Genomic DNA, 25,440 nt, shown 5'->3' with positions numbered 1-25,440 from the left:
AGAAAAAGGAAAATGTCAAGAATTGGTAACGCAATTATAAATATCCCTGCAGGAGTTACGGTATCCCAAAATGGGGAAACTGTAACTGTGAAAGGCCCGAAGGGAGAGCTTTCCCAAGAGCTTAGCGAGGGTATTTCTATAGAGCAGAATGACGGGGTGCTTACAGTAACGCGCCCGTCTGACTCCAAGCAGCACAAGGCACTGCACGGCCTGTACCGCGCACTCATCAACAATATGGTTGTCGGTACATCCGAGGGGTTCACCAAGCAGCTGGAGCTTGTAGGTGTGGGCTACAGAGCCTCCCACTCCGGACAGAAACTGGAGCTCGCGCTCGGCTTCTCCCACGGTATCGTGGTAGAACTGCCTGCGGAAGTAAAAGTGGATACTCAGACGGAAAAGGGTAAAAACCCGATCATCACTCTCAGCTCGCACGACAAGCAACTGCTGGGTATGGTAACGGCAAAGATCCGATCCTTCCGCAAGCCTGAGCCTTACAAAGGAAAAGGTATCCGCTTTGTTGGTGAAGAAGTTAGAAGAAAAGCTGGTAAATCTGCTTAATAAATTTTAAGAAATGGCACTTACGAAAGAACAAAAAAGACAAAGGATAAAAAGAAGAGTAAGAGGGAAAATCACCGGCTCTTCCGAAAGACCGAGACTGTCCGTTTATAAAAGCAACAAAGAGATTTACGCACAGCTTATCGATGATAAAGAGGGCCGCACACTTGCGGCAGCTTCTTCCCGCGCACTGAATGTTTCTGGTACTAAAACAGAAATCTCCACGGAGGTTGGCAAGGCAATCGCCGAGAAAGCAAAAGCCGCCGGTATTGAAAATGTAGTGTTTGACAGAAACGGCTTCGTGTACCATGGCAGAGTAAAAGCTCTGGCAGATGGGGCAAGAGAAGGCGGTCTTAAATTCTAATCTAAATTTCGGAAAAATGTTAGGAATAGATAATGTAGAAAAAGTAAAGCCGGGAGGATTAGAGCTTAAAGATCGTCTCGTAGCTGTAAACAGAGTAACAAAAGTGACCAAAGGGGGTCGTGCGTTCGGCTTTTCCGCTATCGTTGTGGTAGGGGATGAGGCCGGGGTAATTGGTTTCGGACTCGGTAAGGCAAAAGAGGTAGCTACCGCCATCGCAAAAGCGGTGGAGGATGCGAAGAAAAACCTAGTACGCGTACCTGTGACGCATGCTACCATCCCGCATGAAACTACCGCACGCTACGGCGGCGCTGATATATTTCTTCGCCCAGCGGCGGAAGGTACGGGCCTTATAGCAGGTGGTGCGGTTCGTGCCGTACTGGAATCTGCGGGTGTTAGGGATATCCTTTCAAAATCCAAAGGCTCTTCCAACCCGCATAATGTGGTTAAAGCAACATTCCGCGCCCTCCTCGATATGAGAACGCCGGAAGAAATTGCAAGGATGAGGGGTATTACACTGGATAAAGTTTTTAAACACTAAATAACTTCAGGACAATGGCGACTATAAAAGTTAAACAGGTGCGCAGCGCAATCGGCCGCACCAAGAACCAGAAAAGAACACTTGAAGCTTTAGGATTCAGGAAACTTCACCAGGTGGTAGAACACGAGGACAACCCTACAATCCAGGGAATGATCCGTACCGTAAGCCATTTAGTGGAAGTTCAAAAATAAATTCAAGATGGATGCTGGCTTATTTTCGGTCTTCATCCATTTACTTTAAACCAAACAAGAAAATGAATCTAAGTAATCTAAAGCCGGCTGCAGGATCTACGCACAATTCCAAAAGAATTGGCCGTGGCCAGGGCAGCGGGAAAGGCGGCACCTCCACAAAAGGGCACAAAGGACAGAAGTCCAGAGCCGGATATTCACAGAAAATAGGCTTCGAAGGTGGGCAGATGCCGCTTCAGAGAAGGCTTCCGAAGTTCGGTTTTAATAATATTAACCGCAAGGAATATCGTGGAATCAACCTGGATACTATCCAGACACTTATCGACACTAAAAATCTCTCTGGAGATATTACAAGGGAGGTTTTGATAGAGCATGGTTTGCTTGCGAAGAATGAATTGGTAAAAATATTGGGCAGAGGTGAGCTGAAGTCCGGCGTAAATATCTCTGCTGATAAGTTTACAAAATCAGCAGCGGATCTAATAGAGAAGGCTGGCGGGAAAGCTGTTACACTTTAATATTTGTAATGAAAGAATTTATACAGACATTAAAAAACATCTGGAGCGTAAATGAGTTGAGAGAAAAAATTCTCTTCACTCTTGGGATGATTCTTGTGTATAGATTCGCGACGCACATTTCACTTCCTGCCATCAACCTCGCAGAAGTCGGCAACCTGCTCGATCATTACAGAAAGCAGGGCGGTAATAATCAGGGGGCAGGGCTTTTGGGGCTGTTGTCCTCCTTTACCGGTGGTGCTTTTGCCAATGCTTCCATCCTGGCGCTGGGGATTATGCCCTATATTTCTGCTTCCATCATCGTACAGTTGATGGGTATGGCGATTCCATATCTCCAGAAGCTGCAGAAGGACGGAGAGTCCGGAAGAAATACCTTGAACCAGATTACCCGCTGGCTTACGATAGGGGTTTGCCTTGTTCAGGCACCTTTCTATCTTGGTACCATCACAGGTGTATTCCTACCGTATGAGCAGTTTCGTACGGCGTATTTCGTAGAACCGGGATCTATCTGGTTCTGGCTGCCGTCGGTGGTGCTCCTTGTTGCTGGCGCAGTGTTCGCGATGTGGCTTGGGGAAAAAATTACCGACAAAGGTATCGGCAACGGTATTTCGATTCTCATAATGGTGGGAATTTTATCCAGACTGCCAGAGGCTTTTGCACAGGAGGTCGCTACCCAAACAGGAAAGGGCGGTGCAGGGACCATAATGGTTTTAATTGAAGTTCTGTTCTGGATGCTTGTGGTAGTACTGGCTATTATGCTTTCGGTGGCTGTACGCAAGATCCCGATTCAGTATGTAAGCAGGGCTCAAGCGCGAGGCGGCGTCAACCGGAACCTGATGCAGGGTGCGCGGCAGTATATACCGCTGAAGGTCAATGCTTCAGGCGTGATGCCAATCATTTTTGCCCAAGCGCTTATGTTCATCCCTGGCCTTTTGACTCAGGTGGATGAAAGTAATACATTCCTTGCAGGGTTCAAAAATGTCTTTAGCTGGCAGTATAATGTTTTGTTTGCAATACTGATAATTGTTTTTTCATTTTTTTACACTGCGATCACCATTCCTGTAAACCAGATGGCAGATGATTTAAAACGAAATGGCGGCCTAATCCCTAAAGTTCGCCCGGGTAAGGAAACTGCAGATTATCTTGATGATATTCTGTCAAAAATCACCTTGCCGGGTTCAATTTTTTTAGCTATCTTTGCAGTCCTTCCCGCGATAGTACATGGAACTATCGTGCAGACAGATGCTTTCGCACTGTTCTTCGGAGGAACTTCGCTGCTCATCATGGTTGGCGTTATCCTGGATACGGTGCAGCAAATTAACACTTATCTGCTGAATCATCATTATGATGGGCTGATGCAAAGTAAACTTTCCAGAACTTCAGGGTTGTAATTATTATGGCGAAACAAAAACATATCGAGCAGGATGGCGTGATTACTGAAGCATTGTCCAATGCGCAGTTCCGCGTAGAGCTGGAGAACGGTCATATGTTGATTGCCCATATTTCGGGCAAGATGCGTATGCACTATATAAAACTGCTCCCAGGAGACAAGGTGCGACTTGAGATGTCGCCTTACGATCTTTCAAAAGGGAGGATCACTTTCAGGTATTGACCTGATTGCATTTTAAATTTAGCATAAAGCAAAGCAATGAAAGTAAGAGCATCGATCAAAAAAAGAAGCGCTGATTGCAAAATTGTACGCCGTAAGGGGGTACTCTATGTGATCAACAAAAAGAATCCGAAATTTAAACAAAGACAAGGCTAAGTAAAAATTTATGGCAAGAATTTCCGGTATAGATTTACCTAAAAACAAAAGAGGTGTTATCGGCTTGACTTATATCTACGGCATCGGAAGAAGCACCGCTTCGGAGATCCTTAAGTCCGCCGGTATCAGCGAAGACAAAAAAGTCGGAGATTGGAATGACGATGAATTGGCTGCCATCAGGTCTTACATTACTGATAATGTAAAGGTGGAAGGTGAGCTTCGTTCTGAAGTTCAGCTAAACATCAAGCGCCTGATGGATATAGGTTGCCAACGAGGAATACGTCATAGGCTTGGATTACCTTTAAGAGGCCAGAGAACGAAAAACAACTCGAGAACCCGTAAAGGAAAGAGAAAAACTGTTGCTAACAAGAAGAAGGCGACTAAATAATCGTTAAGAAAAATGGCAAAACAGACCAAAACAGTCAAGAAAAGAAAAGTAAAAGTAGAAGCCATCGGTGAAGCGCATATCCAGTCTTCTTTCAATAATATCATCATCTCCCTCACCAATAAGAACGGGGAGGTGATATCATGGGCTTCTGCAGGCAAGATGGGCTTTCGCGGTTCTAAAAAGAACACGCCGTTCGCCGCACAAATGGCAGCGGAAAACTGCTCAGCGGTGGCACACGAGGCGGGTCTCAGAAGAGTAAAAGTATATGTGAAAGGACCTGGTGCAGGCCGCGAGTCAGCGATTAGAACGATTCATAATTCCGGTATCGAAGTTACCGAAATTATTGATGTGACGCCAATCCCTCATAATGGATGCCGTCCACCAAAAAGGAGAAGAGTGTAGGAACTCTTTAGTTTGCGCCGCTAGGATTGGAGTTTGGAGGTTAACAACTTGCTCAACATCAATCTTAATCTGATTTGCGCAGGCTTTTAATTCTAAATTATTTTTAAATGGCAAGATATACAGGACCAAAAACCAAAATAGCGCGTAAGTTTGGAGCGCCAATTTTTGGTGATGATAAAAATTTCGAAAGGCGTAAGAACCAACCGCCGGGGCAGCACGGACCAAATAAGAGAAGAGGTGCGAAGCGCTCGGAATACGCTATTCAGCTAGCTGAAAAACAAAAGGCAAAGTATACCTACGGCATTCTAGAAAGACAGTTTGCCAATATGTACGAGCGGGCAAACCGCGCGAAAGGTGTTACAGGTGAGGTTTTACTACAGCTGTGTGAATCCCGTCTGGATAATGTGGTGTACAGACTGGGCTTCGCAAAGACTAGAGCTGCTGCAAGACAGCTGACCTCTCACCGCCACATCACTGTGAATGGAGAAATTGTAAATATCCCTTCATATATTCTGAAGGCTGGAGATGTAGTAGCTGTGCGCGAGAAATCCAAGTCACTGGAAGTAGTGAGTGATGCGCTGGCTAGTCGCTCATCTTACGAATGGCTGCAGTACAACGATGAGAAGCAGGAAGGTACCTTTATTTCCGCTCCGGAGCGGATCCAGATACCTGAGGACATCAAGGAGAACCTCATCGTCGAGCTTTACTCTAAATAATCCATAACCTTTCGCTAAAGCCCCAAAAATACTATGGCAATTTTACAATTCATTAAACCTGATAAAGTCGTCCTGCTGAACTCAGACGATTTTAAGGGTCAGTTCGAGTTCAGGCCTCTGGAGCCAGGCTTTGGCCTTACGATTGGTAATGCCCTTCGCAGGGTGCTGCTTTCATCTTTGGAAGGTTACGCTATTACCTCCATTAAAATCGAAGGAGTAGAACACGAGTTCTCTACAATACCGGGAGTGGTAGAAGATGTTACCGAGATTATTCTCAACCTTAAGCAACTCCGTTTCAAGGCTAATTCTAAAAAGCAAGAAGGGGAAACAGTTACCGTTAAGATTTCCGGACAGGAGATGATTACTGCTGGAGATTTTGAAAAATCCATCAACGGTTTCACTGTTTTGAATCCGGATCTTGTCATCGCGCATACAACTACTGATGTACAGTTTGAAATAACTTTTGAAATCGGTAAGGGACGCGGATATGTACCATCTGAATTAAACAAACCTGCAAATGCGCCAATAGGAACGATTGCAATTGATTCCGTATATACGCCAATAAAAAAAGTTCAGTATTCTATTGAAAACTATCGTGTTGAGCAGAAAACGGACTATGAAAAACTCGTGATTGATATTGAGACAGACGGGTCTATCAGCCCGCAGGGAGCGCTTACAGAGGCTTCCAAAATCCTCATCTATCATTTTATGCTTTTTTCAGATGAAAGAATCACTCTTGAGACAGAAGCCGTAAAGGCAAGTGCTCAGTATGATGAAGAAACTATGCATACCCGCCAGCTTCTTAAATCTAAACTCGCGGATATGGATCTTTCCGTGCGCGCACTGAACTGCCTGAAAGCTGCTGAGGTGGAAACTCTTGGCGAATTGGTTTCTTACAGCAAAACTGATCTGATGAAATTCAGGAATTTTGGTAAAAAATCCCTTACCGAGCTTGAAGAACTAGTACACAGCAAAGGCCTTAATTTTGGCTTTGATGTGGCGAAATATAAACTTGACGCTGATAAATAATTACAATGAGACACGGTAAAAAAAATAATCACTTGGGAAGAACCGCCCCGCACCGGAAGGCGATGCTCTCTAATATGGCTTGTTCTCTCATAGAGCATAAAAGAATCAACACTACTGTGGCTAAGGCGAAGGCACTCCGTGTATATGTAGAGCCGATTCTGACCAGAGCCAAGGAAGATACCACGCATAACAGAAGAACCGTTTTCGCATATCTACAAAACAAGTATGCAGTAACAGAGCTCTTCCGGACAGTTGCCCCAAAGATTGCAGATCGTCCGGGTGGCTATACGCGCATCATCAAAACAGGATTCCGCGTTGGCGACGCTGCTGATACAGCAATGATAGAGCTCGTTGACTTTAATGACCTCTATAACCCTAAGGCAGAAGAGAAAAAAGCTACCAGAAGAAGCCGGCGTTCTACAGCTAAAAAGGCTGCCGTTTCAGAGAATGTTTCTGCCGAAGAAAGCTCAATAGTTATGGAAACAGATATGGAGAATGTAACAATGGATGAATCTACTGAAGCTACCACCGTTCAGGCATCCGAAGAACAAACATCACAAGATGAAATGACGGAGGGCGAATCTGTAAGAATCTCTGACGATCCCAACGCTCCTGCGGATGAGCAGGATGTAAATATCGACAAAGCTACCGGTACGCCGGCCGCCGAGGAGGAAGAAAAATAATTTTTATAACTTAGCAATAAACAGGCATCCCGTTACGGATGCCTGTTTGGTTATTAATTGTCCCAAACCAGCTCTATCACATTCTCCTCCTGAGTGATAATTAAGGAATCACCCTTCCTGTCTGCTGTAATGCCACGCCGCTCGTAATGGCCGCTGCCTTTATCATCCAGCTCGAAGGTGGTATTATTCGATGTTATGCTCATCGTATTTTTCTTATGATCGAAATATACCCTTGCTCGTGAGCCATCTTTTGCCCTGTATGTAAAACTGCCGTGGTCGCCAGGCTTTCTGGGGCCTGCAGCCTGTTCCGTGGTGGCAAGGTTTTCATTATTTTCCTTATTGCAGGCTGTAATGCTTATGAGGCCGCAAGTACCTGCAGCAATTATTAATCTTTTCATTTTTTTAAAAAATCTTTTCCAAAGTTAATTAAAATTAAGATACTTCGGCACATAATTCTCTCGGTGCTTTCATACGAAATCCTTAAATTTGTAGAAATCATTAAAACCAACAAGATGAGCTACATATCTTATATCGAAGCACGGCAGATCCTGGATTCGCGCGGAAATCCCACAGTAGAAGTAGATGTATTCACAGAGAGCGGTGCTATGGGCCGTGCTGCGGTGCCTTCTGGCGCTTCCACAGGTGAGCACGAAGCCGTGGAGCTGAGAGACGGCGGCGAAGATTTTCTTGGAAAAGGCGTGATGAAGGCGGTGGAGAATGTCCGCGAAACCATCGCACCAGAATTGATTGGTATGCCTGTTTTCGAGCAGAACCTTATCGACAGAATAATGGTGGAGCTGGACGGTTCCGATAACAAAGGTAAGCTGGGCGCCAATGCAATCTTGGGCGTATCCCTTGCTGCGGCGAAGGCTGCGGCTGCAGAACTGCGGCTGCCGCTTTACAAATATGTGGGCGGCGTAAATGCCAACACGCTGCCTGTGCCGATGATGAATGTAATTAACGGCGGTTCGCATTCCGATGCGCCGATTGCGTTTCAGGAATTTATGGTAATGCCTGTGAAGGCGGATTCCTTCTCGCACGCTTTGCGCAAAGGCACGGAGATTTTCCATAGCCTGAAGAAAATCCTTCACGACAGAGGCCTTTCCACTGCGGTTGGCGATGAAGGCGGTTTCGCACCGACTTTCACGGGAACAGAGGATGCGCTCGATACTTTGCTACAGGCAATTGAAAAGGCAGGCTACAAGCCTGGCGACGATGTGATGCTTGCGCTAGATTGTGCATCTTCCGAATTCTACAAAGACGGCGTTTACGATTACAGAAAATTCCAGACCGAAGATGCGGCGCAGTATTCAAGCAGCGAGCAGGCTTCTTACCTTGAAGAGCTGGTGAACAAATATCCGATTATTTCCATAGAAGACGGAATGCACGAGGACGACTGGGATGGCTGGAAAATGCTTACCGAGAAAATTGGCGACAGGGTGCAGCTTGTGGGCGATGATTTGTTTGTAACGAATGTGAGGCGGCTTTCTCAGGGCATCGAGCAGAATGTGGCGAATTCCATTTTGGTGAAAGTAAACCAAATCGGCTCATTGACGGAAACGCTGGATGCCGTACAGATGGCGCAGCGCAACAGATATACTGCCGTGATGTCTCACCGTAGCGGCGAAACGGAAGATTCCACCATCGCTGATTTGGCGGTGGCTACAAACTGCGGACAGATTAAAACCGGCTCTGCATCGCGCTCAGACAGAATGGCGAAGTACAACCAGTTGCTGAGAATCGAGGAAGCACTGGGAGAATCCGCAGTGTTCCCTGGTTTGTCAGCTTTTCATATTTCCAGAGGAAAAATTTAAAACCTGCAACCCTGATGCAGGCAGGGATTTAAGTCATGAACAATTAAAAAAATATAAATGTCAGATTCAGTACAATTAAAATACAACGGTCAGGAATATGAATTCCCGGTTGTAGACAGCACGATGGGCGATAAGGGTTTCGATATTTCGAAACTGCGCGATCAGACAGGCCTCATCACCCTGGACCTTGGATATAAAAACACTGGGGCCACCATCAGCGAAATTACTTATCTTGATGGGGATAAGGGCGAGCTTTACTACAGGGGCTATCCGATTGAGCAAATCGCGGAACAGTCAAACTTTTCGGAGGTGATGTACCTTCTGCTTCACGGGGAGTTGCCCACTAAGGATCAGTTTGAAGTCTTTGAAAATGAAATAAAGCATTACAACTTCGTAGCCGATGAGATGAAGAAAATCCTGGATGCGTTTCCTCGTTCTGCGCATCCTATGGGTGTACTCTCGTCGCTTACTTCCGCACTCGTAGCCTTCAATCCGAAGTCTGTGGATGTAAGCTCCGAGGATGATATGGAACACGCATCCATTATGCTGATTTCCAAATTTGCCCACCTTTGTGCGTGGACTTACCGCAAGAAAATGGGCCTTCCAGTAAACCACGGGGATAATAAGCTGAACTATGTGGAGAACTTCTACCGGATGACTTTCCGCAAGCCTTACGAGGAATTTGAAATTGATCCTGTAGTTGTAGGCGCTCTGGATAAGCTTCTGATTCTCCACGCAGACCACGAGCAGAACTGCTCTACTTCCACCGTACGGATGGTGGGCTCTGCACACACAGGCCTGTTCGCGTCTATCTCCGCGGGCGTTTCCGCGCTTTGGGGTCCGCTTCACGGCGGTGCAAACCAGGCAGTAATCGAGATGCTGGAAATGATAGAGCAGGACGGCGGCGATGTAGCGAAATATGTGGAGAAAGCGAAAAACAAGGAGGATAATTTCCGCCTGATGGGCTTTGGGCACAGGGTTTACAAGAATTTTGACCCAAGAGCAAAAATCATCAAAAAAGCGGCGGATGATATTCTGAATTCCCTTGGCATTCACGATAAGGCTTTGGACATCGCACTTCAGCTGGAGCAGGTTGCGCTGGAAGATGATTATTTCGTAAGTAAAAAACTTTATCCAAATGTGGATTTCTATTCCGGAATTATTTACAGAGCGCTGGGCATCCCTACAGAAATGTTCACTGTGATGTTTGCGCTGGGAAGGCTGCCAGGCTGGATTTCCCAATGGAAAGAAATGCGCAAAAAAGGCGACCCAATTGGCAGACCGAGACAGGTGTACCAAGGGGCGCAGGTGCGCGAATATGTGAAAATGGAGAACAGGTAATCTTCGCAAAAAATAACAAAAAAAATCCCTTCCAAATTCGGAAGGGATTTTAGTTTCTAATTTATTAAATAAAGTCTCTATTTTTTAATAAACTTGCTGCTAATGGACTGGCCATCTGCGGTTTGAGCCGTTAAAATATAAACGCCCTTCGGGAGGCTGCTCACGGAAATTCTCTCAGCAGGCTTGGTGCCTTCCAGCACGAGTTTACCATCTGAGGAGTAAATTTTGTATGCTTCTAAGTTATACCCTCCGGATTTTATATTTATAAATTCTGAAGCAGGATTTGGATTTATTACAAGCCTATTTTCCCCTTTCTGAATTTCAGTAACTGCTAAACTTTTTGTGGATCCATATTTAACATTGTCAAAATACGCGTCTCCGCTGGCGTTGTTATGGGCGAATGAGGTCATTGTCCATTTCTCTTTAGTAATAGCCGGTACCGATTTTATTAGCTTTCCGTCTAAGTAATAGTTGAGCTTACCATTCAGGGATTCTACTTTCAGTTTCATCCATTTATTGGCATTCCATTTCCCTGCATAGACCAAAGACTCATCAGATTTAGTAAGTACATAAACTTCCCCTCCTTTAAAATTTACACGGAACGCTGTTTCCTTTTCTCCTTCGCCAAATATGGTATGGAAAGTTTTAGATGCATCAGTAAGGTATACATCTACTGAAAAGGCAGCGTCATTAGCATCCAGCTTCGTTTTATACAAGTGGGTAATTTCGTAAGTAGCATTCGTTGAAGACGCGGGGCTCTTGCTGTTGTATGCAATTTTCAGTGATTGGGATCCCGTGGATGCTTTGTCTCTTGAAATCTGTATTGCATCCATTTCAGCCTGAGTTGGCCTTTGCCAGGAGAATACCCATTCATTGTCTTTCTGGCCTTTCAACTTTCCGGTTTATAACCTTCGGATGTTTCAAATGAAATGGTGGTCTGCGCCGTGATCTGCGCTGCTGCAAAAAAGCTTGCTGCAAGAATAATCTTTTTCATGATTTGTGTTTATTTGATTTTGGACAAAAATACAACTCAAAAACGAGGTGGGAAGGCCTTTTTAAAAAAGTCATATGCTATACATATTATTTAGTGTTTATGAACTTCTAGCCTTTATTGAATTTATTATATTCAGAAATTCTATGTAAACGCACAATAAAATGGGTAGGGAAAGACATACTAGTGCGAAATAAGAATATGCTTCAAAATCTTTTTTAGTATAAATTACCTCCTCGTCTATCATTAATGAATGCGGATTGTGTTCGGAATTTCCTACAAGCCTCTTCCGGAATATCACTTCCGAACCAGGCTTGGCTTTTGCGCGAATCTCCTTAGAATGGCTACCTTTTTCACCAGTAAAAATCAGCCTGCTGTGGTCAGTAAATGTAAGCTGGAGCACTTTTCTGTACCGCGGCCATCCATCGCCATAGTTTCGGATTTTAATAATTTCAGAACTTTTCACGGTTCTTTTTAGAGGCAAATGCTCGTCCTCACGATAGTTGAGGTCCGGTAATACAAACTTGAAAATGATAAAGGCACAGAAAGGGGCAGCAAAAAAAAGCACAAACCTAAGGGTCTTCATAAGAGGTTGTGTATTACAATCGGCGAAGATATTATTTTCTCTGTAAAATGATGTGTTCTTCCTGCCTCTCACTTCATTTACACATTGCTGCATTATCCCTATCTTTGAAGCGCTATGCAACTCAACATTAAAAACGAAACCGGCAGGCTGCGCTCTGTGGTGCTGGGCCAGCCAAAATCGAACGGCGCCGTGCCTACGCTGGAAGATAGCTACGACGCGAAATCCTACCACACGATTCAGCAGGGAAATTATCCTACGGAAGAAGACATCACTGCGGAAATGTGCGCCTTTGAAAGCGTGCTGAAAAAGTACGGCGTGGAAGTTTTCCGGCCGGATGTCATCCAGGATTATAACCAGGTTTTCGCGCGAGATGTGGCCTTCGTGATTGATGATAAGATGATACTTGCCAATCTTCTGCCGGACAGAGCCGATGAACAGGATGCCTACAGCAAAATTTTCGAGAAGGTGGAATGGCGCAAAATCATCAACCTGCCGGAAACTGCGCACATTGAAGGTGGCGATGTAATTGTATGGAACGATTTCCTCTTCATAGGCACCTGCTTTTCAGAGGATTACAGGAATTTCAAAACGGCGAGAACCAACGAGTACGCCATAGAAATTCTGAAGGAATACTTCCCGAAAAAGCGCATTATAGACCTGGAATTGAAGAAAAATGACACCGTGCCTTACGAAGGCATCCTGCACCTGGACTGCACTTTCAACCCGATAGGTACGGATAAATGCATCATCTACAAAGATGGTTTTGTGGATGAGGCCGATTACAATTTGCTGCTCGATATTTTCGGTGAAGAAAATTGCTTCCAGGTAAGCAGGGAAGAAATGTTTGCGATGAACCCGAACATTTTCTCGATTTCGCCGGAAGTCATCGTATCAGATTCGGCCTTTACCGGGATGAACGATTTCCTTCGAAACGAGTGGAACTTCACCGTGGAAGAGATTCCGTACCGCGAAATTTCCAAAATGGGCGGGCTTCTGCGCTGCAGCACAATGCCGCTGGTTAGGGATTGAGAGATTAGGAAATTAAGTGATATTGCACGCAAAAATTTTTCAGCAAAATCCACAAAGAAATATTGTAATCTTAAACGAGAAAATATCTCTGCACCTTTGCCTGAAATTTCTTAACCTCAACCTGAAAATCAACCTAACTTATTTCCGCTTTCAGGCGCATTATTTCATCTTCGTTGGCATAGGTTTCGTAAGATGGAATTGCGGAAGAATGGAAATTCCACGCACCGGTAAAATCCTTCAGTTCGCGAATGTTGCCGGAACGAACGCCGCCGCCAACTAAAATATTGATGCGGTGAGAATACCTTTCCACCAGCGTTTTTAGGACATCGCGGCCTTTCATCGCAGTATCTTCACCGCCGGAAGTCAGCACATTGCGGAAGCCCAGCTCAATTAATTTTCCCACAGATTTTTCCACATCAGGAGTACGGTCGATAGCACGGTGAAAAGTGCAGGGCTTCCCTGCCGCCAAACTTAGAAGCTCGCGGTTTCTTTCCATATCGATGATGTTGCCGTGCGAAAGAACGCCGAAAACAAAACCGTCTGCACCGGCATTTTTAAATTCCACGATGCTGTTTTTCATCCGCAGAAAATCCTCATCGGAATAGAGAAAGCCGCCGCCTTTCGGGCGAATCATCACGAAAATCGGCTTGCTGTAGTGGCTCTTCAAATAGCGGAATTCATCAATATTTGGCGTGATGCCGCCCAAGCTTTGCCCGGCGCAAAACTCAATCCTATCGGCTACTGAGCGCAGCGCCGTTTCAGCGGAAGTCATTTCAAAGCAGGCAATTTCCAGTAGGTTTTCCATCGCAAAAACTCTTCCGCAAAGTACGGAAATTTGGTTAATTTTGTCCTGAAAAATTTACAAAGAACAATGCAGGCTACCGATACCGTTTTGATGATAGAGCCCGTAGCTTTTGGCTACAATGCACAGACTGCCGAAAATAATTATTTCCAAAACAATGCGGAAAGTGCTGATACTCAGGGAAATGCGCTGAAGGAATTTAATGCTTTTGTGGAAAAGCTCCGGGCAAAGGGCATTAATGTGATCACAGTGAAAGACACTTTGGATCCGCACACACCCGATTCCATTTTCCCGAATAACTGGGTAGGTTTCGGCAGCGATGGAAGGGTGACGCTTTTCCCGATGTTTGCACCAAACCGAAGAGATGAACGCCGCAAAGAAATTTTGGAAGAAGTTGAAAATCAAGGGTTTACAATTACGGAAATCGTGGATTTGAGCGGCAGCGAAAATGAAGGGAAATTTCTGGAAGGCACCGGAAGTATGATTTTCGATCACGATAACAAAGTGGCTTACGGCTCGGTTTCGCTAAGGCTGAATGAGCAGCTTTTCCGTGATTATTGCACGAAAATCGGCTATGAACCCGTGGTTTTCCACAGCTTCCAAACTGCTGGCGAAGAAAGGCTGCCAATATACCATACCAATGTGATGATGTGCGTAGCCGATAGATTTGCGGTGATTTGCCTGGATGCCATCGACAGCGAACTGGAACGGGAAATGGTTGAGGAAAAGCTGAAACTTACCAGGAAGGAAATCGTGGAAATCTCCGAAGAGCAAATGCAGAATTTCGCTGGAAATATGCTGCAGGTGCGGAATTCCGAAGGGCAAACTTTTTTGGTAATGAGCGAATCTGCCTACAAGTCCTTGTCGCCGAAACAGATTTCCCAAATTGAAAAATTTTCCGAAATCATCTACGCTGATCTTCACACCATCGAAACGAACGGCGGCGGAAGCGCGCGCTGTATGATGAGCGAAGTTTTCCTGCCAAGAAAATAAGCGAGATTATTTCCCGCCGGTTCTGCTTTTCAGCTCGCTGGCTTCGCCGCCGTCCTGCCTTGTGCGTTTCAGCTTTTGGTTGCCGAAATTGTAGGTGATGCCCAGCGCAAATCTTTGGCTGTAGTTTCTCTGCCGAACATTATTGAAATAGCCGTTGCCATTTTCATTAATGATATCCATTTTTCTAAGGCCGTTAAACACATCAGATACCGAGCCCTTGAAAGTCCAGTTTTCCCAGTTTTTCTGTAGGGAAAGGTTCAGCGTGTGCAGCAGCGGCAGATGTCCCATCTCCAATTCTTTTTTCGTTTGCAGGAAATACTGTGCATTCAGCCACCAGGTTTTAGCCTTGTCGAAAGCATATCTGCTGCCAGCAGTGATGGTGAGAAAATCCGTGGTTCTATCCACCATGTATGGCTCGAAAACTTCCAGAGTCAGCGGGTCTGTATCCACGCTTCCGCTGTACTTTTGGTGGCTGAAGTTGGCGGAAGCATTAGCAATCCATCTGCCCTTCAGGAAAGCCTTTTGCATTCCTACGGTTGCTGTAATGCCCTGATTATCACCGTAGTTCGTGCGGATGTACCTTAGCGAAACATCTCCGCTGGCATCGGTTTTCTGCAAAGGAATTTGCGCGGAAGCATGCCTGGTGTAGTAGTGGCTCAGCTGCAGATACCAGGCGCCGTTCAGCATATACATCAATTCCTGCTCATAGATTTTTGCCGGGATCATAAACGGATTGTTCTGAACATAATTATTCGGCGTGGTATAGTTTCTCACCGGGTTCAGTTCCCAGAAGCTTGGGCGCTGCACCCTGCTCGTGAAGCCATAGTTCAGGCTGTGTTTTTCTGTAGGCTGCCAGCTCAGGTTTACGAAGGGCAGGATGTCGTTCAGCGAACGGCGGAAGTTGTATTCCGGCTTGTCAGAAATTTCACCGTCCATCGTTGTATGCTCAAATCTCAGCCCTGCTTTTGCCGAGATTTTCTCGCTGAAATTCCTCTCATAATTCGTGTAGGCAGAAGCTATATTTTCCTTGTAAACGAAGTGGTTGCTAAGTTCAGGATTTGTGATGAAATAGAAACCGTCCGCAGTTTCATACCGCGTATCATTATCGGTTTTGGTAAGGTTTACATTCCCGCCGAAACTCAGCGTGCTTTCATCCTTGAACTTCAGGACTTCGTCCCCCTGAAAAATAAAGGCATCTATCTGCTGTGGTGAAATCTGGTTAAAACCGCCCAGCATTCTCATCGTTGGCAGCGCAAAGGTGCGGTTTTCGCTGTGCTCATCTTTTTTATAATTCAGGTAGGATGCGAAGAATTTCAACTTGCTGTCGTTCTTTCCGTGCGTCAGTTCATAGCGGATCTGCCCGGAAAGGTTGTCCGACTGATTCTTCGGATTATCCGTTCGGTTATAGTTTTCATTCGTGATGCTGCCGCTGTAGAAGCTTTGGTTGGAAAATTCCGCAGAATAATTTTTAATTCTCGAGAAGTTCGAATTAAAGCCGAAGTTCAGATAGTTTTTCTCATTAATATCATAATCCAGGCTAAGGTTGGCGTACAGGTTTTTGGACAAAAGATTTATACTTCCGCTGCTCACCGTATAATTTTCGCGTATTCCGTTTTCCAGAATCATCTCCTGAAAATAAGTTGTTTCGCTGTAGCCCGTGCTGATGTTCGCACCGAATTTATTCTGCCGCAGGTTCAGGTTCAGCGCGGTAGAAGGATTGCTGCGGTACGCCTTTTCGTTTTCCATTCTCAGCGTTCCGTTGTAGCCGTCCGTTGTGCGTTTTTTCATTACAATGTTGATGATGCCCGTATTTCCCGGCACATCAAATTCGCTGCCCGGCATAGAAATCACTTCGATTTTGGAGATGTTTTCCGCCGGTGTGTTTTTCAGCATAGCGTTCAGCGCATCGGCATTCATATTCGTTTTTCGCCCGTTGATGTAGATGGCCACGGCGCTTTTTCCCGGCATTGAAAATTTATCATCTTCGGTGGCTATTACCGTTGGCGTTTCTTTGAGAAGATCCAGCGCTGTGCTGCCTTTTGCAGAAGGCGATGCCGCTACATCGTACACCATCCTGTCGGTTTTCCGCTCGAAAATTTTCTTCGTGATATTCACTTCCTGAATGTCCTTCGCCTTTGCAGAATCTTGCTTCGGCGTTTGCTGCGCGGAAATCATTCCGCCTAAAAGTAGGGCTGCGATGCTTATCTTTCTCATCGTTTCAAATCTTTTAACGAGGCAAAGATATATGTTTTTTTTTATACTATGCAATGCAATGTAGAAAAAGTTTTAAAAAAAATGTTGGGGCGAAATTTATTCTCCACGGTTGAACTGTGCCAGCTTTTTATCCACCCAGATTGTTGCCAAAGGGAAGAAAGCTGCGCCCAAAGCAAACACGAAATCCTCATCATCCCACCGGAAAATTTTCTTCGCTGGGAAAACCAGCAAAAGATAAAGCGTGAAGAAAAGCCCGTGAATATTGCCCATAATAATGATGTAAATGGTGGGTGCCAGGCTTTCCCTATCCATCCGAATCCACACCATTGCAGAAAAAAGTAACAGCCAGGAAACCGCTTCCAGTATACATACCAACCTGAACCACCGCACGATTTTTCCCTGCGGATATTTTTCCAGAAATTTTTCTACAATGCTCATTATCAGTTATTTATATAGGCTGGAGCCATCGATGTAATCGAAAACTTCGGGTGGAAGCATCGGCCGCACATTCTTGCCTTCCTTTATCATTTGCCGAATTTGCGTGGCAGAAAGCTCAATAATTGGTGCATCAATCAGCGTGATGTTCTCGTGCTCTTCGTAGCTCTCCAGCGTTTCGCTTTTCTCGAAATACCTCGGGTAAACGATGATTTGGTAATTCTTCACCAGAAGTTCCGAATTTTTCCATTTCGGCAAGCCGGCAAGGTTGTCTTCGCCCATTATCAGCGCAAAGCTATGGTTCGGGAATTTTTCTTTCAGATAGGTCAAAGTATCAATGGTATAGCTTGGTTTCGGTAATGAAAATTCCACATTGGAAACACGCATTTTTTCATAATTCCGCAAAGCGCGTTCTACCAAATCCAGCCTTGTCATATCATCCAAAAGGGATTTTTTTTCCTTGAACGGATTCTGTGGGCTTACTATGAACCATAGTTCCTGCATATCAGAATTTTCCAGAATATAATTAGCCAGGATTAAATGCCCGATATGAATAGGATTGAAAGATCCGAAAAAAAGTCCCGTTTTTTTGCGCATTTTTTAATTCAGAAATTTTACATCACGAATTTGCAGGTAGTAAGTCACATTGCCCTTCCAGTGATTTTCTTCCACCGTAAAAGCAAGGTCGAAAGATTTTGTTTTAAAATCTTCCAGAAAAGTCCCAAGCTTCCAGCCCACACACTCGATGTTTCGGGAATTTGCCGGGTTATGGATGTAGAATTTTATGTGGTTGCCGTCTTTTCCCATCTGCTTTACAAGGCCAGAGGCGCTTTGGTTTTCCAGCACCAGCACTGGCTTCATATTGTGCGGACCAAAGGGCGCCAGCTTTCTGTGGAAGTTGAAGAAATCGCGGTTCAGGTTTTCAATTACCGCTACGCTGTCGATGGTTAAAGTGGGCACTTTTTGTTCATCCCGAATCATTTCCGCCACCACTTCTTCGAATTTTATTTTAAATTCATCGAAGCGTTCCTTTTCCATTGAAAGCCCTGCAGCAGCAGGATGCCCGCCGAATTTGATAAAAAATTCCGAGCACTGCTCTAGCGCCTTGTGCACATCAAATTCCGGAACGGAGCGTACCGATGCCACCAGCTCACCATTGTTCCCATCGGTGAAAACCACGGTGGGTTTGTAGTAGGTTTCGGTGAGGCGGGAAGCCACGATGCCGATGACGCCCTTGTTCCAGTGCGGCCCGTAAACCACGGTGGTAAAGTTTTCGGTTTGCCTGGTTTCGAGGACCTGTTCCAGCGCTTCTGCCGTGCTGGCAGAATCCAGCATTCTTCGGGAATCATTCAGGTCCACAATCTCATTTACGATTTGGTGGGCGTGTTTCAGGTTGTCGGAAACCATCAGTTCCACCGCAGATTTTCCGTGGGAAATTCTTCCCGCAGCGTTGATTTTCGGCGCTATTTCAAACACGATGTTGGAAATATCGTAGGTTGGCAGTTTTTCATCCGGGATGAGCAACCTCAGCCCGATGTTCCGGGTTTTCCGAAGGATTTTCAGTCCCATTTTTGCAAGCGTCCGGTTTTCGCCCGTCATCGAAACAATGTCCGCAGCGATGGAAATCGCCAGCAAATCCGTAAGCTCGAAAATTTCCGATTCCGGAATTTTGTAAATGGTGTTCAGGCCCTGGCAAAGCTTGAAGCCTACACCGCAGCCCGAAAGCTCCTTGAAAGGATAGCGGCAATCTTTGCGCTTCGGATCGAGAACTGCCGCAGCGTTCGGAATTTCTTCGCCGGGCAAATGGTGGTCACAAATGATGAAATCTATGCCGAACTGCCGCGCAAATTCCACCTTTTCGTTCGATTTGATGCCGCAGTCTAAAGCGATAATCAAGCTGAAGCCGTTTTGATGCGCAAACTGTATGCCTTCGTGTGAAATGCCGTAGCCTTCGGAGTTTCTGTCCGGTATGTAGAAATCCAGGTAGCGCTTTTCCACGATTTTGGAAAGGTATAGGTACATCAGCGAAACCGCCGTGGTTCCATCCACATCATAATCGCCGTATATCAGGATTTTCTCGCCGTTTTCTATGGCTGTGGCTACGCGTTCCACTGCCTTCTGCATATCGGCCATCAGGAAGGGGTTGTGGATGTCTTCCATTTTCGGCTTGAAGAATTCGCGGGCTTTTTCGTAATTATCGATGCCGCGCAGCACCAGCAGTTTAGATTCAAAAGTGCCGAAACCGAGCGACATACTGAGCCTGTCCACCGTTTCTTCATCAGGTTCCTGCCGGAAAATCCACTTTTGATTCATAATTGACAAAGATAAGGAAAACGGATAAGAGCCGAGGAAAAGTAGAAAGGCAAAGTAATTCACAAGGTGGCAAAACTAATCCTTTTGGTTTGAAAAAAAGCGCCGAAACTTCCGGCGCTGTTTTCTTAATACCTTAATTCTTTAATCATTTAATTTTCAGCTGTAAAGCTGTGCCTGTAGTTCCTTCACCTTCTTATCGGCAAGGTATTCATCGTAGGTCATCTCCCTATCTATGTTGCCTTTCGGCGTAAGCTCGATGATGCGGTTACAAACGGTTTGCAGCATTTCGTGGTCGTGCGATGCCAGCAGGATGTTGCCCTTGAAATTCACCAAGGAATTGTTCAGCGTGGTGATGCTTTCCAAATCCAGGTGGTTCGTAGGCTCATCCAAAATCAGCACATTCGCTTTCTGCAGCATCATCCGGCTGAACATGCAGCGCATTTTTTCGCCCCCGGAAAGCACGGTGGAGGATTTCAGCGCTTCATCACCGGAAAAAAGCATCCTACCCAGAAAACCGCGGATGAATTCTTCGTGGCGCTCTTCATCATTTTTGGTGAATTGCCTTAGCCAGTCCACCAGGTTCAGATCTTTATCCTGGAAAAATTCCGTGTTGTCCAGCGGCATATAGGATTGCGTGGTCGTCACACCCCAATTGTATTCACCGTTGTCTGGCGTGGCATTTCCTGAAATTATTTCAAAAAATTCGGTGATTGCCAAAGTATTCTTCGAAATAATCGCTACCTTGTCGCCTTTTTTTAATTTGAAATCAATGTTGGAAAAAAGCAACTCGCCGTCCTTCGATTTTTCCAGGTTTTTCACCTCCAGAATTTGATCGCCTGCTTCTCTTTCTGTTTCCCAGATTATCGCAGGATAGCGGCGCGAAGTAGGCTTAATGTCCTCGATGTTCAGCTTCTCTATCATTTTTTTTCTTGCGGTAGCCTGCTTGGCTTTCGCCACATTGGAAGAGAATCTTGCGATAAATTCCTGAAGTTCCTTCTTCTTTTCCTCCGCCTTTTTGTTTGCCTGAGCCCTTTGCTTCGTGGCAAGCTGTGAGGCCTGGTACCAGAAGGAATAATTGCCGGTGTAAAGGTTCAGCTTGCTGTAATCCAAATCGCCAATGTGCGTGCAAACTGTGTCCAGGAAGTGCCTGTCGTGCGAAACTACGATTACCGTATTCTCATAATCTGCAAGGAAATCTTCCAGCCAGGCAATGGTTTCGATGTCCAAATCGTTCGTAGGCTCGTCCAGGATCAGCACATCAGGATTGCCGAAAAGCGCCTGTGCCAGCAGCACTTTTACCTTGTCCTTATTTTCCAGCTCGCCCATCATTTGGTAGTGCATATCTTCCGGAATTCCCACATTGGAAAGCATCGTCATCGCATCAGATTCTGCATTCCAGCCACCCATTTCATCGTAGATTACGCCCAGCTCACCAGCCTTTATCCCGTCTTCATCGGAAAAATCCGGCTTGGCATACAGGGCATCCATTTCTTCCTTGATTTCGAAAAGTTTCTTATTGCCGCGCAGCACGGTTTCCAGCACGGTGTATTCATCGTAGGCAAAGTGGTCCTGCTCCAGTACGGACATTCTTTTGCCCGGTTCCAGCGAAACATTCCCTGTGGTAGGTTCCTGCTTTCCGGTAAGTATTTTCAGGAAGGTGGATTTCCCGGCGCCGTTCGCACCGATGATTCCGTAGCAATTGCCTTTGGTGAAATTGATGTTCACATCGTCAAAGAGCACGCGCTTTCCGAATTGCAGTGATAAGTTTGAAACAGTTAACATATTATGTTATAAATTTGCCGCGAATTTACGAAATAAAGCGCAGATTGGCAGCCATGCCACACCATAATATATAATGAAGATACAGAAGACGGTTTCCATCCTGAATAAAAGGGCGCGTTTTGAGTACGAGCTTTCGGATGAGATGGAAGCGGGAATTGTGCTGACGGGAACTGAGATCAAGAGCCTCAGGATGGGCAGGGCAAGCATTGCTGAAAGTTTTTGCCAATTTATCGATGGTGAGCTTTTCATCATCAATATGCAGATTGAGGAGTATAAACTGGGCACTTTTTACAACCATAAAGCAAAAAGGGAACGGAAATTGCTGCTGCACCGAAGAGAACTGCAAAAGCTGGAACGCCGCGTGAAAGATGTGGGCTATACGATTGTTCCGCTGAAGGTGTACATAAATGATGCAGGCAGGGCGAAAGTTTTGATTGCGGTAGGCCGTGGAAAAAAACAGTTTGACAAGCGGGAAACGATAAAGGAGAGGGAAAATAAACGCAATCTAGACAGACTCCTTAAAAAAAGTTAAAAAATTCATAAAAAACTTTGTTTAGAAAAAATATTTGTTTTTAATTTGCATCATCAATTATTTAATCGTATAATTCTATGAAAAATCTAAAAGTAGGAATGGCGGCACTGGCGCTTAGCATTGGCGGTGCAGCATTCGCTCAGACCACTACCAACCCGTGGTTGATCGGTGTTGGTGCGCATGGTGTAAACCATGTTGCTGCGCAGGGTAAAACTGGCGAGCAGCTTGGAAGTGCTTTCGGTGGAAAAGGTGTATTCGAGAAGAATCAGCTTTATGTAATGAACAACTTCACCGTGGTACCACCACTTTCCAAACTTACCGTGGCAAGAAATCTTGGCCCAGGTATCGTTCTTGACTGGCAAACCTCTGTAGGTAATATCGATAATAAGAAAATCGGTATGGATAAAGAATTCATGCTGATGACGGGTCTTGGTCTTCAAATAAAGCTTGCCGGTCTTTTCGGTGGAGAGGAGAGCTGGTTTGATCCTTATGTGCGTGTAGGTGCAAACTATCTAAGACACGATTACGAAAATCAGATCAATGCTGTAGATAAAGATGGAAAAAATGTAGGTGCTGATCACTTTGCTCTCAACCCAGGTCTTGGTCTTAATCTTTGGCTTACAAAAAATTTCGGTCTTGGAATCCAAGGTGATTATGTTGGAACTCCGGGTGATAAGTCTGGTGTAGCAAACTTTTGGCAGGCTTCTGCATCTCTTCTATTCAGATTTGGCCAGAGAGATAGAGATAAAGACGGCATCCTAGATAAAGACGATGCTTGTCCGGATGAGCCAGGTATTCCATCTGCAGATCCGCAATTCAATGGTTGCCCAGATACCGATGGTGACGGCGTATTCGATAAGGTTGATGCTTGCCCAGATGTAGCTGGTCCTGCTGAAAACCAAGGTTGCCCTTGGCCAGATACTGATGGTGACGGCGTACTTGATAAAGACGATGCTTGCCCTACTGTTGCTGGTCCAGTTGAAAACAACGGCTGCCCTTGGCCAGATACTGACGGAGATGGCATCCTTGATAAAGACGATGCTTGCCCTACAGTGCCAGGTCTGCCAGAATACAACGGCTGCCCTAAACCTCAAAGTGCATACGCAGATGAAGCTACAGGCGCATTGAAAGGTATTCTTTTCGACTTTGACAAAGCAACTATCCGTCCTGAGTCCCACGACAGACTGCAGCAGGTGGCTGAAATCATCAGATCTTCCAATGGAGGTACATTCCTTGTAACAGGACACACTGATGCTAAAGGTAACCCTAACTATAACCTGAACCTTTCAAGAAGAAGAGCTGCTGAGGTTGTAAAACAACTTGAAAACAGAGGTGTAGATCCATCTCAACTGAAATCTACCGGTGTAGGTGCAAGAGATGCTAGAGTACCTGCTACTGCTTCTAACGAAGAAAGACTACAAGATAGAAAAGTGGTTGTAGAAGCTATCAGCGGTGCTGCTTGGGATGCGCTACAAAAATCTGATCTTCCAGTAGTTCAGAAGAAGACAGTGAAAAAGAAGAGATAATAATATCTTTTTTAAATATTACATCGAAAACGCTCTCAGAAATGAGGGCGTTTTTTTATGTTGATTTCTTATTTTTGCAAACAATTTATTTACAAAATGGGAAGGGCGTTTGAATACAGAAAAGCTTCGAAGCTAGCACGATGGGACAAAATGGCGAAAACTTTTTCCAAAATCGGGAAGGATATTGCACTGGCCGTGAAAGCCGGCGGACCTGATCCTGAAAGCAATCCTGCCCTGCGCCGCTGCATACAGAATGCGAAGGGTGCAAATATGCCGAAGGATAATGTGGAAAGAGCCATCAAGAAAGCGTCCGGCGCTGATGCGGAAAATTATGAAGAGGTTACCTACGAAGGCTATGGACAGGGCGGTGTAGCATTTTTCGTGGAGTGCACCACCAATAATCCTACGAGAACTGTGGCCAATGTGCGCGCGGTATTCAACAAGTTTGACGGCAACCTTGGGAAGAATGGCGAGCTGGCGTTTATTTTTGACCGGAAGGGAATTTTCTCAATCGATAAGTCTCAAATCAAAATGAATTGGGATGATTTTGAAATGGAAATGATTGACGGTGGTGCGGAAGAAATTGATCAGGATGATGAAGAAGTGATGATTACCACGGCATTTGAAGATTTCGGAAGCCTTTCGCACAAGCTGGAAGAGCTTGGCATTGAACCGAAAAGCGCTGAGCTTCAGCGATTAGCCAATAATACAAAGGATGTGAACGAAGAGCAGTTCAAAGCGAATATGAAAATGCTTGAGAGATTTGAAGAGGACGACGATGTGCAGAATGTCTATCATAATATGGAAATGACGGACGCTTTGCTGGAAACGCTTTAAACAAAAAAACCTTCAGAATTTCTGAAGGTTTTTTTAACCGCGGAAAACATCCGAAACATCCGGCATCCTCAGCATCACAGAGCGTGCATAGGAGCAGTGCGGAACTACGGAATACGCATTTTCCCGCGCAAAACTGATGCCTTCCTGCACGAGGAATTTTCCCATACCACGACCTTCAAACTGCGGGTGAACCATCACATAGGAAATCACCAGGGTTTGCCTTTCCGGGAAAAGCGTGTAGGTAAGCCGCCCCACTTCTTCGGCGTTCTCGTTCGTCATCACGATTACGCCGCCATTTCCTGATTTTTGATTATCGAAATTCATAAAAATTAAATTTAAAATAACCCTGCAAAATTCAGGCTATTGCTCTTTGCCCGTCATAAAATTGTAATCTTTTATCACCCTGTCGATAAAGCTCTGGTGCGTGAAAATCTTGCTATCTGGTTGAACGCCAATGGTTTGCTGAATTTTATCCGAAAGTTTTATCATCAGTTTTCCATCCCGGTTTTTCTGCGCCTTCACGAAGTTATTCTTAATAATTCTCATATCATTATCGCTGAAAGCCACAACCTGCGGAAAAGCCGGCACATAAGTTTCCGCGATGTTTTCAAAAATCGTATGGGAAATATTTACGCGGTTTTTCAGGGAAATCACCGTGGTACCGGCAGCCATATCGCCAAGCCGCTGATTGTTCGCCGAGGTGATGATGGAGGCGATGCCCACAATACCGCTGCTCACATAAACATCCACCAGCCTTGCAAACCACCGCATCGCATAATCCGGGAAGGTTGCCTGGTATCCGTCGATTTTCACCACTTTTATTTTCAATGCCTTTTTGCCCAAAGTCTGCCCCTGCATTACGCTTTCAGAAATTAAGGTGTAAAATACAATGGGCAATGCCAGCAGGATGTAGAATGCGGTTTTTCTTTCGTATGGGATGAATTTTTCAATCTCGCTGAAAAGAAACAGGGCGACAATTATATAGCCGAACATCACGATGAAATCGATAATGCAGGCAAAGATTCTTTCGCCCACGCTTGCCAAAGTGAAATCTATTTTCACATTTTGTGAACTATTGATGGCTACAGTTGCCATTTTTATTTAA

General features: G+C 45.2%; 30 protein-coding genes and 1 pseudogene. 20 read left to right on the top strand and 11 right to left on the bottom strand.

Annotation, left to right across the window (positions count from 1 at the left end):
* The first annotated feature begins 12 nt into the window (after nucleotides 1-12).
* From rplF to rplQ, 13 genes and pseudogenes are all read left to right on the top strand, one after another.
* Nucleotides 13-558 (top strand): 50S ribosomal protein L6, encoded by a 546-nt coding sequence (gene rplF, locus IMZ16_RS05230; protein WP_073177605.1) that lies wholly within the window; start codon nucleotides 13-15, stop codon nucleotides 556-558.
* Between the two features lie 13 nt (nucleotides 559-571).
* On the top strand, nucleotides 572-919 hold the full coding sequence (gene rplR, locus IMZ16_RS05225; protein ID WP_073177603.1) for a 50S ribosomal protein L18: 348 nt from the start codon (nucleotides 572-574) through the stop codon (nucleotides 917-919).
* 16 nt (nucleotides 920-935) lie between these two features.
* Nucleotides 936-1,457 (top strand): 30S ribosomal protein S5, encoded by a 522-nt coding sequence (gene rpsE, locus IMZ16_RS05220; RefSeq protein WP_193439173.1) that lies wholly within the window; start codon nucleotides 936-938, stop codon nucleotides 1,455-1,457.
* Nucleotides 1,458-1,471: 14 nt separating this feature from the next.
* Nucleotides 1,472-1,648: a 50S ribosomal protein L30 gene (gene rpmD, locus IMZ16_RS05215; RefSeq protein ID WP_073177600.1), complete on the top strand. Its 177-nt coding sequence runs from the start codon at nucleotides 1,472-1,474 to the stop codon at nucleotides 1,646-1,648.
* 62 nt (nucleotides 1,649-1,710) lie between these two features.
* Nucleotides 1,711-2,160, top strand: a complete 450-nt coding sequence (gene rplO, locus IMZ16_RS05210) for a 50S ribosomal protein L15 (RefSeq protein ID WP_073177599.1) — start codon at nucleotides 1,711-1,713, stop codon at nucleotides 2,158-2,160.
* A gap of 8 nt (nucleotides 2,161-2,168) precedes the next feature.
* Nucleotides 2,169-3,548, top strand: coding sequence for a preprotein translocase subunit SecY (gene secY, locus IMZ16_RS05205; RefSeq protein WP_073177597.1), 1,380 nt, complete (start codon nucleotides 2,169-2,171; stop codon nucleotides 3,546-3,548).
* Nucleotides 3,549-3,553: 5 nt separating this feature from the next.
* Nucleotides 3,554-3,769: a translation initiation factor IF-1 gene (gene infA, locus IMZ16_RS05200; RefSeq protein ID WP_073177595.1), complete on the top strand. Its 216-nt coding sequence runs from the start codon at nucleotides 3,554-3,556 to the stop codon at nucleotides 3,767-3,769.
* A gap of 36 nt (nucleotides 3,770-3,805) precedes the next feature.
* Nucleotides 3,806-3,922 carry a type B 50S ribosomal protein L36 gene (gene ykgO / locus IMZ16_RS05195; protein ID WP_014203383.1) on the top strand — a complete coding sequence of 39 codons (117 nt, stop codon included), beginning with the start codon at nucleotides 3,806-3,808 and terminating at the stop codon, nucleotides 3,920-3,922.
* Nucleotides 3,923-3,932: 10 nt separating this feature from the next.
* Nucleotides 3,933-4,310 (top strand): 30S ribosomal protein S13, encoded by a 378-nt coding sequence (rpsM, locus tag IMZ16_RS05190; RefSeq protein ID WP_073177594.1) that lies wholly within the window; start codon nucleotides 3,933-3,935, stop codon nucleotides 4,308-4,310.
* Nucleotides 4,311-4,322: 12 nt separating this feature from the next.
* On the top strand, nucleotides 4,323-4,712 hold the full coding sequence (rpsK, locus tag IMZ16_RS05185; RefSeq protein WP_193439172.1) for a 30S ribosomal protein S11: 390 nt from the start codon (nucleotides 4,323-4,325) through the stop codon (nucleotides 4,710-4,712).
* A gap of 107 nt (nucleotides 4,713-4,819) precedes the next feature.
* Nucleotides 4,820-5,428 carry a 30S ribosomal protein S4 gene (gene rpsD, locus IMZ16_RS05180; protein WP_073177590.1) on the top strand — a complete coding sequence of 203 codons (609 nt, stop codon included), beginning with the start codon at nucleotides 4,820-4,822 and terminating at the stop codon, nucleotides 5,426-5,428.
* Nucleotides 5,429-5,461: 33 nt separating this feature from the next.
* Complete coding sequence (locus IMZ16_RS05175; protein ID WP_193439171.1) at nucleotides 5,462-6,457, top strand: DNA-directed RNA polymerase subunit alpha; 996 nt, start codon at nucleotides 5,462-5,464, stop codon at nucleotides 6,455-6,457.
* Between the two features lie 5 nt (nucleotides 6,458-6,462).
* Nucleotides 6,463-6,951 (top strand): annotated as a pseudogene (rplQ, locus tag IMZ16_RS05170) (50S ribosomal protein L17); the annotation flags it as partial.
* 242 nt (nucleotides 6,952-7,193) lie between these two features.
* Here rplQ and IMZ16_RS05165 read toward each other — a convergent pair.
* Nucleotides 7,194-7,538 carry a hypothetical protein gene (locus tag IMZ16_RS05165; RefSeq protein ID WP_193439169.1) on the bottom strand — a complete coding sequence of 115 codons (345 nt, stop codon included), beginning with the start codon at nucleotides 7,536-7,538 and terminating at the stop codon, nucleotides 7,194-7,196.
* Between the two features lie 114 nt (nucleotides 7,539-7,652).
* On the opposite strand from IMZ16_RS05165, the gene eno reads away from it, so the two are divergent.
* Nucleotides 7,653-8,954, top strand: coding sequence for a phosphopyruvate hydratase (eno, locus tag IMZ16_RS05160; RefSeq protein WP_193440803.1), 1,302 nt, complete (start codon nucleotides 7,653-7,655; stop codon nucleotides 8,952-8,954).
* Nucleotides 8,955-9,011: 57 nt separating this feature from the next.
* Nucleotides 9,012-10,295, top strand: coding sequence for a citrate synthase (locus IMZ16_RS05155; RefSeq protein ID WP_193439168.1), 1,284 nt, complete (start codon nucleotides 9,012-9,014; stop codon nucleotides 10,293-10,295).
* 77 nt (nucleotides 10,296-10,372) lie between these two features.
* On the opposite strand, the gene IMZ16_RS05150 is transcribed toward IMZ16_RS05155, so the two are convergent.
* A complete protein-coding gene (locus IMZ16_RS05150; RefSeq protein WP_193439167.1) occupies nucleotides 10,373-11,188 on the bottom strand; it encodes a T9SS type A sorting domain-containing protein in 816 nt (271 codons plus the stop codon).
* Between the two features lie 198 nt (nucleotides 11,189-11,386).
* The gene (locus IMZ16_RS05145) at nucleotides 11,387-11,752 is read right to left on the bottom strand and encodes a hypothetical protein (RefSeq protein WP_193439166.1); all 366 of its coding nucleotides are present in this window, start codon (nucleotides 11,750-11,752) and stop codon (nucleotides 11,387-11,389) included.
* A gap of 234 nt (nucleotides 11,753-11,986) precedes the next feature.
* Here IMZ16_RS05145 and IMZ16_RS05140 point away from each other — a divergent pair, with 234 nt between their 5' ends.
* Nucleotides 11,987-12,901, top strand: a complete 915-nt coding sequence (locus tag IMZ16_RS05140; RefSeq protein ID WP_193439165.1) for a dimethylarginine dimethylaminohydrolase family protein — start codon at nucleotides 11,987-11,989, stop codon at nucleotides 12,899-12,901.
* Between the two features lie 133 nt (nucleotides 12,902-13,034).
* On the opposite strand, the gene IMZ16_RS05135 is transcribed toward IMZ16_RS05140, so the two are convergent.
* Nucleotides 13,035-13,706 (bottom strand): copper homeostasis protein CutC, encoded by a 672-nt coding sequence (locus tag IMZ16_RS05135; RefSeq protein WP_193439164.1) that lies wholly within the window; start codon nucleotides 13,704-13,706, stop codon nucleotides 13,035-13,037.
* 66 nt (nucleotides 13,707-13,772) lie between these two features.
* Here IMZ16_RS05135 and ctlX point away from each other — a divergent pair, with 66 nt between their 5' ends.
* Nucleotides 13,773-14,696, top strand: coding sequence for a citrulline utilization hydrolase CtlX (gene ctlX, locus IMZ16_RS05130; protein ID WP_193439163.1), 924 nt, complete (start codon nucleotides 13,773-13,775; stop codon nucleotides 14,694-14,696).
* Nucleotides 14,697-14,702: 6 nt separating this feature from the next.
* Here the strand turns inward: ctlX and IMZ16_RS05125 are convergent, their stop codons facing one another.
* The 5 genes from IMZ16_RS05125 to IMZ16_RS05105 all read right to left on the bottom strand — a co-directional run bounded on the left by IMZ16_RS05125 (nucleotide 14,703) and on the right by IMZ16_RS05105 (nucleotide 21,440).
* Nucleotides 14,703-16,910 carry an outer membrane beta-barrel family protein gene (locus IMZ16_RS05125; RefSeq protein ID WP_193439162.1) on the bottom strand — a complete coding sequence of 736 codons (2,208 nt, stop codon included), beginning with the start codon at nucleotides 16,908-16,910 and terminating at the stop codon, nucleotides 14,703-14,705.
* A 96-nt stretch (nucleotides 16,911-17,006) separates the two neighbouring features.
* Nucleotides 17,007-17,348, bottom strand: coding sequence for a DUF3817 domain-containing protein (locus tag IMZ16_RS05120; RefSeq protein WP_193439161.1), 342 nt, complete (start codon nucleotides 17,346-17,348; stop codon nucleotides 17,007-17,009).
* A gap of 6 nt (nucleotides 17,349-17,354) precedes the next feature.
* On the bottom strand, nucleotides 17,355-17,942 hold the full coding sequence (gene nadD / locus IMZ16_RS05115) for a nicotinate (nicotinamide) nucleotide adenylyltransferase (protein ID WP_193439160.1): 588 nt from the start codon (nucleotides 17,940-17,942) through the stop codon (nucleotides 17,355-17,357).
* Nucleotides 17,943-17,945: 3 nt separating this feature from the next.
* Entirely contained in the window at nucleotides 17,946-19,658 is a 1,713-nt protein-coding gene (gene recJ / locus IMZ16_RS05110; protein WP_193439159.1) for a single-stranded-DNA-specific exonuclease RecJ, read from the bottom strand.
* Between the two features lie 156 nt (nucleotides 19,659-19,814).
* Nucleotides 19,815-21,440: an ABC-F family ATP-binding cassette domain-containing protein gene (locus IMZ16_RS05105; protein WP_193439158.1), complete on the bottom strand. Its 1,626-nt coding sequence runs from the start codon at nucleotides 21,438-21,440 to the stop codon at nucleotides 19,815-19,817.
* A 73-nt stretch (nucleotides 21,441-21,513) separates the two neighbouring features.
* On the opposite strand from IMZ16_RS05105, the gene smpB reads away from it, so the two are divergent.
* The 3 genes from smpB to IMZ16_RS05090 all read left to right on the top strand — a co-directional run bounded on the left by smpB (nucleotide 21,514) and on the right by IMZ16_RS05090 (nucleotide 24,335).
* The gene (smpB, locus tag IMZ16_RS05100) at nucleotides 21,514-21,972 is read left to right on the top strand and encodes an SsrA-binding protein SmpB (protein ID WP_193439157.1); all 459 of its coding nucleotides are present in this window, start codon (nucleotides 21,514-21,516) and stop codon (nucleotides 21,970-21,972) included.
* A 77-nt stretch (nucleotides 21,973-22,049) separates the two neighbouring features.
* On the top strand, nucleotides 22,050-23,498 hold the full coding sequence (locus IMZ16_RS05095) for an OmpA family protein (RefSeq protein WP_193439156.1): 1,449 nt from the start codon (nucleotides 22,050-22,052) through the stop codon (nucleotides 23,496-23,498).
* 96 nt (nucleotides 23,499-23,594) lie between these two features.
* Complete coding sequence (locus IMZ16_RS05090; RefSeq protein ID WP_193439155.1) at nucleotides 23,595-24,335, top strand: YebC/PmpR family DNA-binding transcriptional regulator; 741 nt, start codon at nucleotides 23,595-23,597, stop codon at nucleotides 24,333-24,335.
* A gap of 33 nt (nucleotides 24,336-24,368) precedes the next feature.
* Here IMZ16_RS05090 and IMZ16_RS05085 read toward each other — a convergent pair whose 3' ends face one another.
* Both IMZ16_RS05085 and IMZ16_RS05080 read right to left on the bottom strand, forming a co-directional pair.
* Nucleotides 24,369-24,659 carry a GNAT family N-acetyltransferase gene (locus IMZ16_RS05085; protein WP_193439154.1) on the bottom strand — a complete coding sequence of 97 codons (291 nt, stop codon included), beginning with the start codon at nucleotides 24,657-24,659 and terminating at the stop codon, nucleotides 24,369-24,371.
* 36 nt (nucleotides 24,660-24,695) lie between these two features.
* The gene (locus IMZ16_RS05080) at nucleotides 24,696-25,430 is read right to left on the bottom strand and encodes an RDD family protein (RefSeq protein ID WP_193439153.1); all 735 of its coding nucleotides are present in this window, start codon (nucleotides 25,428-25,430) and stop codon (nucleotides 24,696-24,698) included.
* Nucleotides 25,431-25,440 lie beyond the last annotated feature (10 nt).

The sequence above is a fragment of the Cruoricaptor ignavus genome (assembly GCF_014961145.1).
Classification (GTDB): Bacteria; Bacteroidota; Bacteroidia; order Flavobacteriales; family Weeksellaceae; genus Cruoricaptor; species Cruoricaptor ignavus.
This window is presented reverse-complemented; position numbering and strand designations above follow the sequence as displayed.

What these genes read in the sequence shown, in the direction of transcription:
- rplF (WP_073177605.1), top strand. Translation starts at nt 13, where the DNA reads ATGTCAAGAATTGGTAACGCAATTATAAATATCCCTGCAGGAGTTACG.
- rplR (WP_073177603.1), top strand. Translation starts at nt 572, where the DNA reads ATGGCACTTACGAAAGAACAAAAAAGACAAAGGATAAAAAGAAGAGTA.
- rpsE (WP_193439173.1), top strand. Translation starts at nt 936, where the DNA reads ATGTTAGGAATAGATAATGTAGAAAAAGTAAAGCCGGGAGGATTAGAG.
- rpmD (WP_073177600.1), top strand. Translation starts at nt 1,472, where the DNA reads ATGGCGACTATAAAAGTTAAACAGGTGCGCAGCGCAATCGGCCGCACC.
- rplO (WP_073177599.1), top strand. Translation starts at nt 1,711, where the DNA reads ATGAATCTAAGTAATCTAAAGCCGGCTGCAGGATCTACGCACAATTCC.
- secY (WP_073177597.1), top strand. Translation starts at nt 2,169, where the DNA reads ATGAAAGAATTTATACAGACATTAAAAAACATCTGGAGCGTAAATGAG.
- infA (WP_073177595.1), top strand. Translation starts at nt 3,554, where the DNA reads ATGGCGAAACAAAAACATATCGAGCAGGATGGCGTGATTACTGAAGCA.
- ykgO (WP_014203383.1), top strand. Translation starts at nt 3,806, where the DNA reads ATGAAAGTAAGAGCATCGATCAAAAAAAGAAGCGCTGATTGCAAAATT.
- rpsM (WP_073177594.1), top strand. Translation starts at nt 3,933, where the DNA reads ATGGCAAGAATTTCCGGTATAGATTTACCTAAAAACAAAAGAGGTGTT.
- rpsK (WP_193439172.1), top strand. Translation starts at nt 4,323, where the DNA reads ATGGCAAAACAGACCAAAACAGTCAAGAAAAGAAAAGTAAAAGTAGAA.
- rpsD (WP_073177590.1), top strand. Translation starts at nt 4,820, where the DNA reads ATGGCAAGATATACAGGACCAAAAACCAAAATAGCGCGTAAGTTTGGA.
- IMZ16_RS05175 (WP_193439171.1), top strand. Translation starts at nt 5,462, where the DNA reads ATGGCAATTTTACAATTCATTAAACCTGATAAAGTCGTCCTGCTGAAC.
- IMZ16_RS05165 (WP_193439169.1), bottom strand. Translation starts at nt 7,538, where the DNA reads ATGAAAAGATTAATAATTGCTGCAGGTACTTGCGGCCTCATAAGCATT.
- eno (WP_193440803.1), top strand. Translation starts at nt 7,653, where the DNA reads ATGAGCTACATATCTTATATCGAAGCACGGCAGATCCTGGATTCGCGC.
- IMZ16_RS05155 (WP_193439168.1), top strand. Translation starts at nt 9,012, where the DNA reads ATGTCAGATTCAGTACAATTAAAATACAACGGTCAGGAATATGAATTC.
- IMZ16_RS05140 (WP_193439165.1), top strand. Translation starts at nt 11,987, where the DNA reads ATGCAACTCAACATTAAAAACGAAACCGGCAGGCTGCGCTCTGTGGTG.
- IMZ16_RS05135 (WP_193439164.1), bottom strand. Translation starts at nt 13,706, where the DNA reads ATGGAAAACCTACTGGAAATTGCCTGCTTTGAAATGACTTCCGCTGAA.
- ctlX (WP_193439163.1), top strand. Translation starts at nt 13,773, where the DNA reads ATGCAGGCTACCGATACCGTTTTGATGATAGAGCCCGTAGCTTTTGGC.
- IMZ16_RS05125 (WP_193439162.1), bottom strand. Translation starts at nt 16,910, where the DNA reads ATGAGAAAGATAAGCATCGCAGCCCTACTTTTAGGCGGAATGATTTCC.
- IMZ16_RS05120 (WP_193439161.1), bottom strand. Translation starts at nt 17,348, where the DNA reads ATGAGCATTGTAGAAAAATTTCTGGAAAAATATCCGCAGGGAAAAATC.
- nadD (WP_193439160.1), bottom strand. Translation starts at nt 17,942, where the DNA reads ATGCGCAAAAAAACGGGACTTTTTTTCGGATCTTTCAATCCTATTCAT.
- recJ (WP_193439159.1), bottom strand. Translation starts at nt 19,658, where the DNA reads ATGAATCAAAAGTGGATTTTCCGGCAGGAACCTGATGAAGAAACGGTG.
- IMZ16_RS05105 (WP_193439158.1), bottom strand. Translation starts at nt 21,440, where the DNA reads ATGTTAACTGTTTCAAACTTATCACTGCAATTCGGAAAGCGCGTGCTC.
- smpB (WP_193439157.1), top strand. Translation starts at nt 21,514, where the DNA reads ATGAAGATACAGAAGACGGTTTCCATCCTGAATAAAAGGGCGCGTTTT.
- IMZ16_RS05095 (WP_193439156.1), top strand. Translation starts at nt 22,050, where the DNA reads ATGAAAAATCTAAAAGTAGGAATGGCGGCACTGGCGCTTAGCATTGGC.
- IMZ16_RS05090 (WP_193439155.1), top strand. Translation starts at nt 23,595, where the DNA reads ATGGGAAGGGCGTTTGAATACAGAAAAGCTTCGAAGCTAGCACGATGG.
- IMZ16_RS05085 (WP_193439154.1), bottom strand. Translation starts at nt 24,659, where the DNA reads ATGAATTTCGATAATCAAAAATCAGGAAATGGCGGCGTAATCGTGATG.
- IMZ16_RS05080 (WP_193439153.1), bottom strand. Translation starts at nt 25,430, where the DNA reads ATGGCAACTGTAGCCATCAATAGTTCACAAAATGTGAAAATAGATTTC.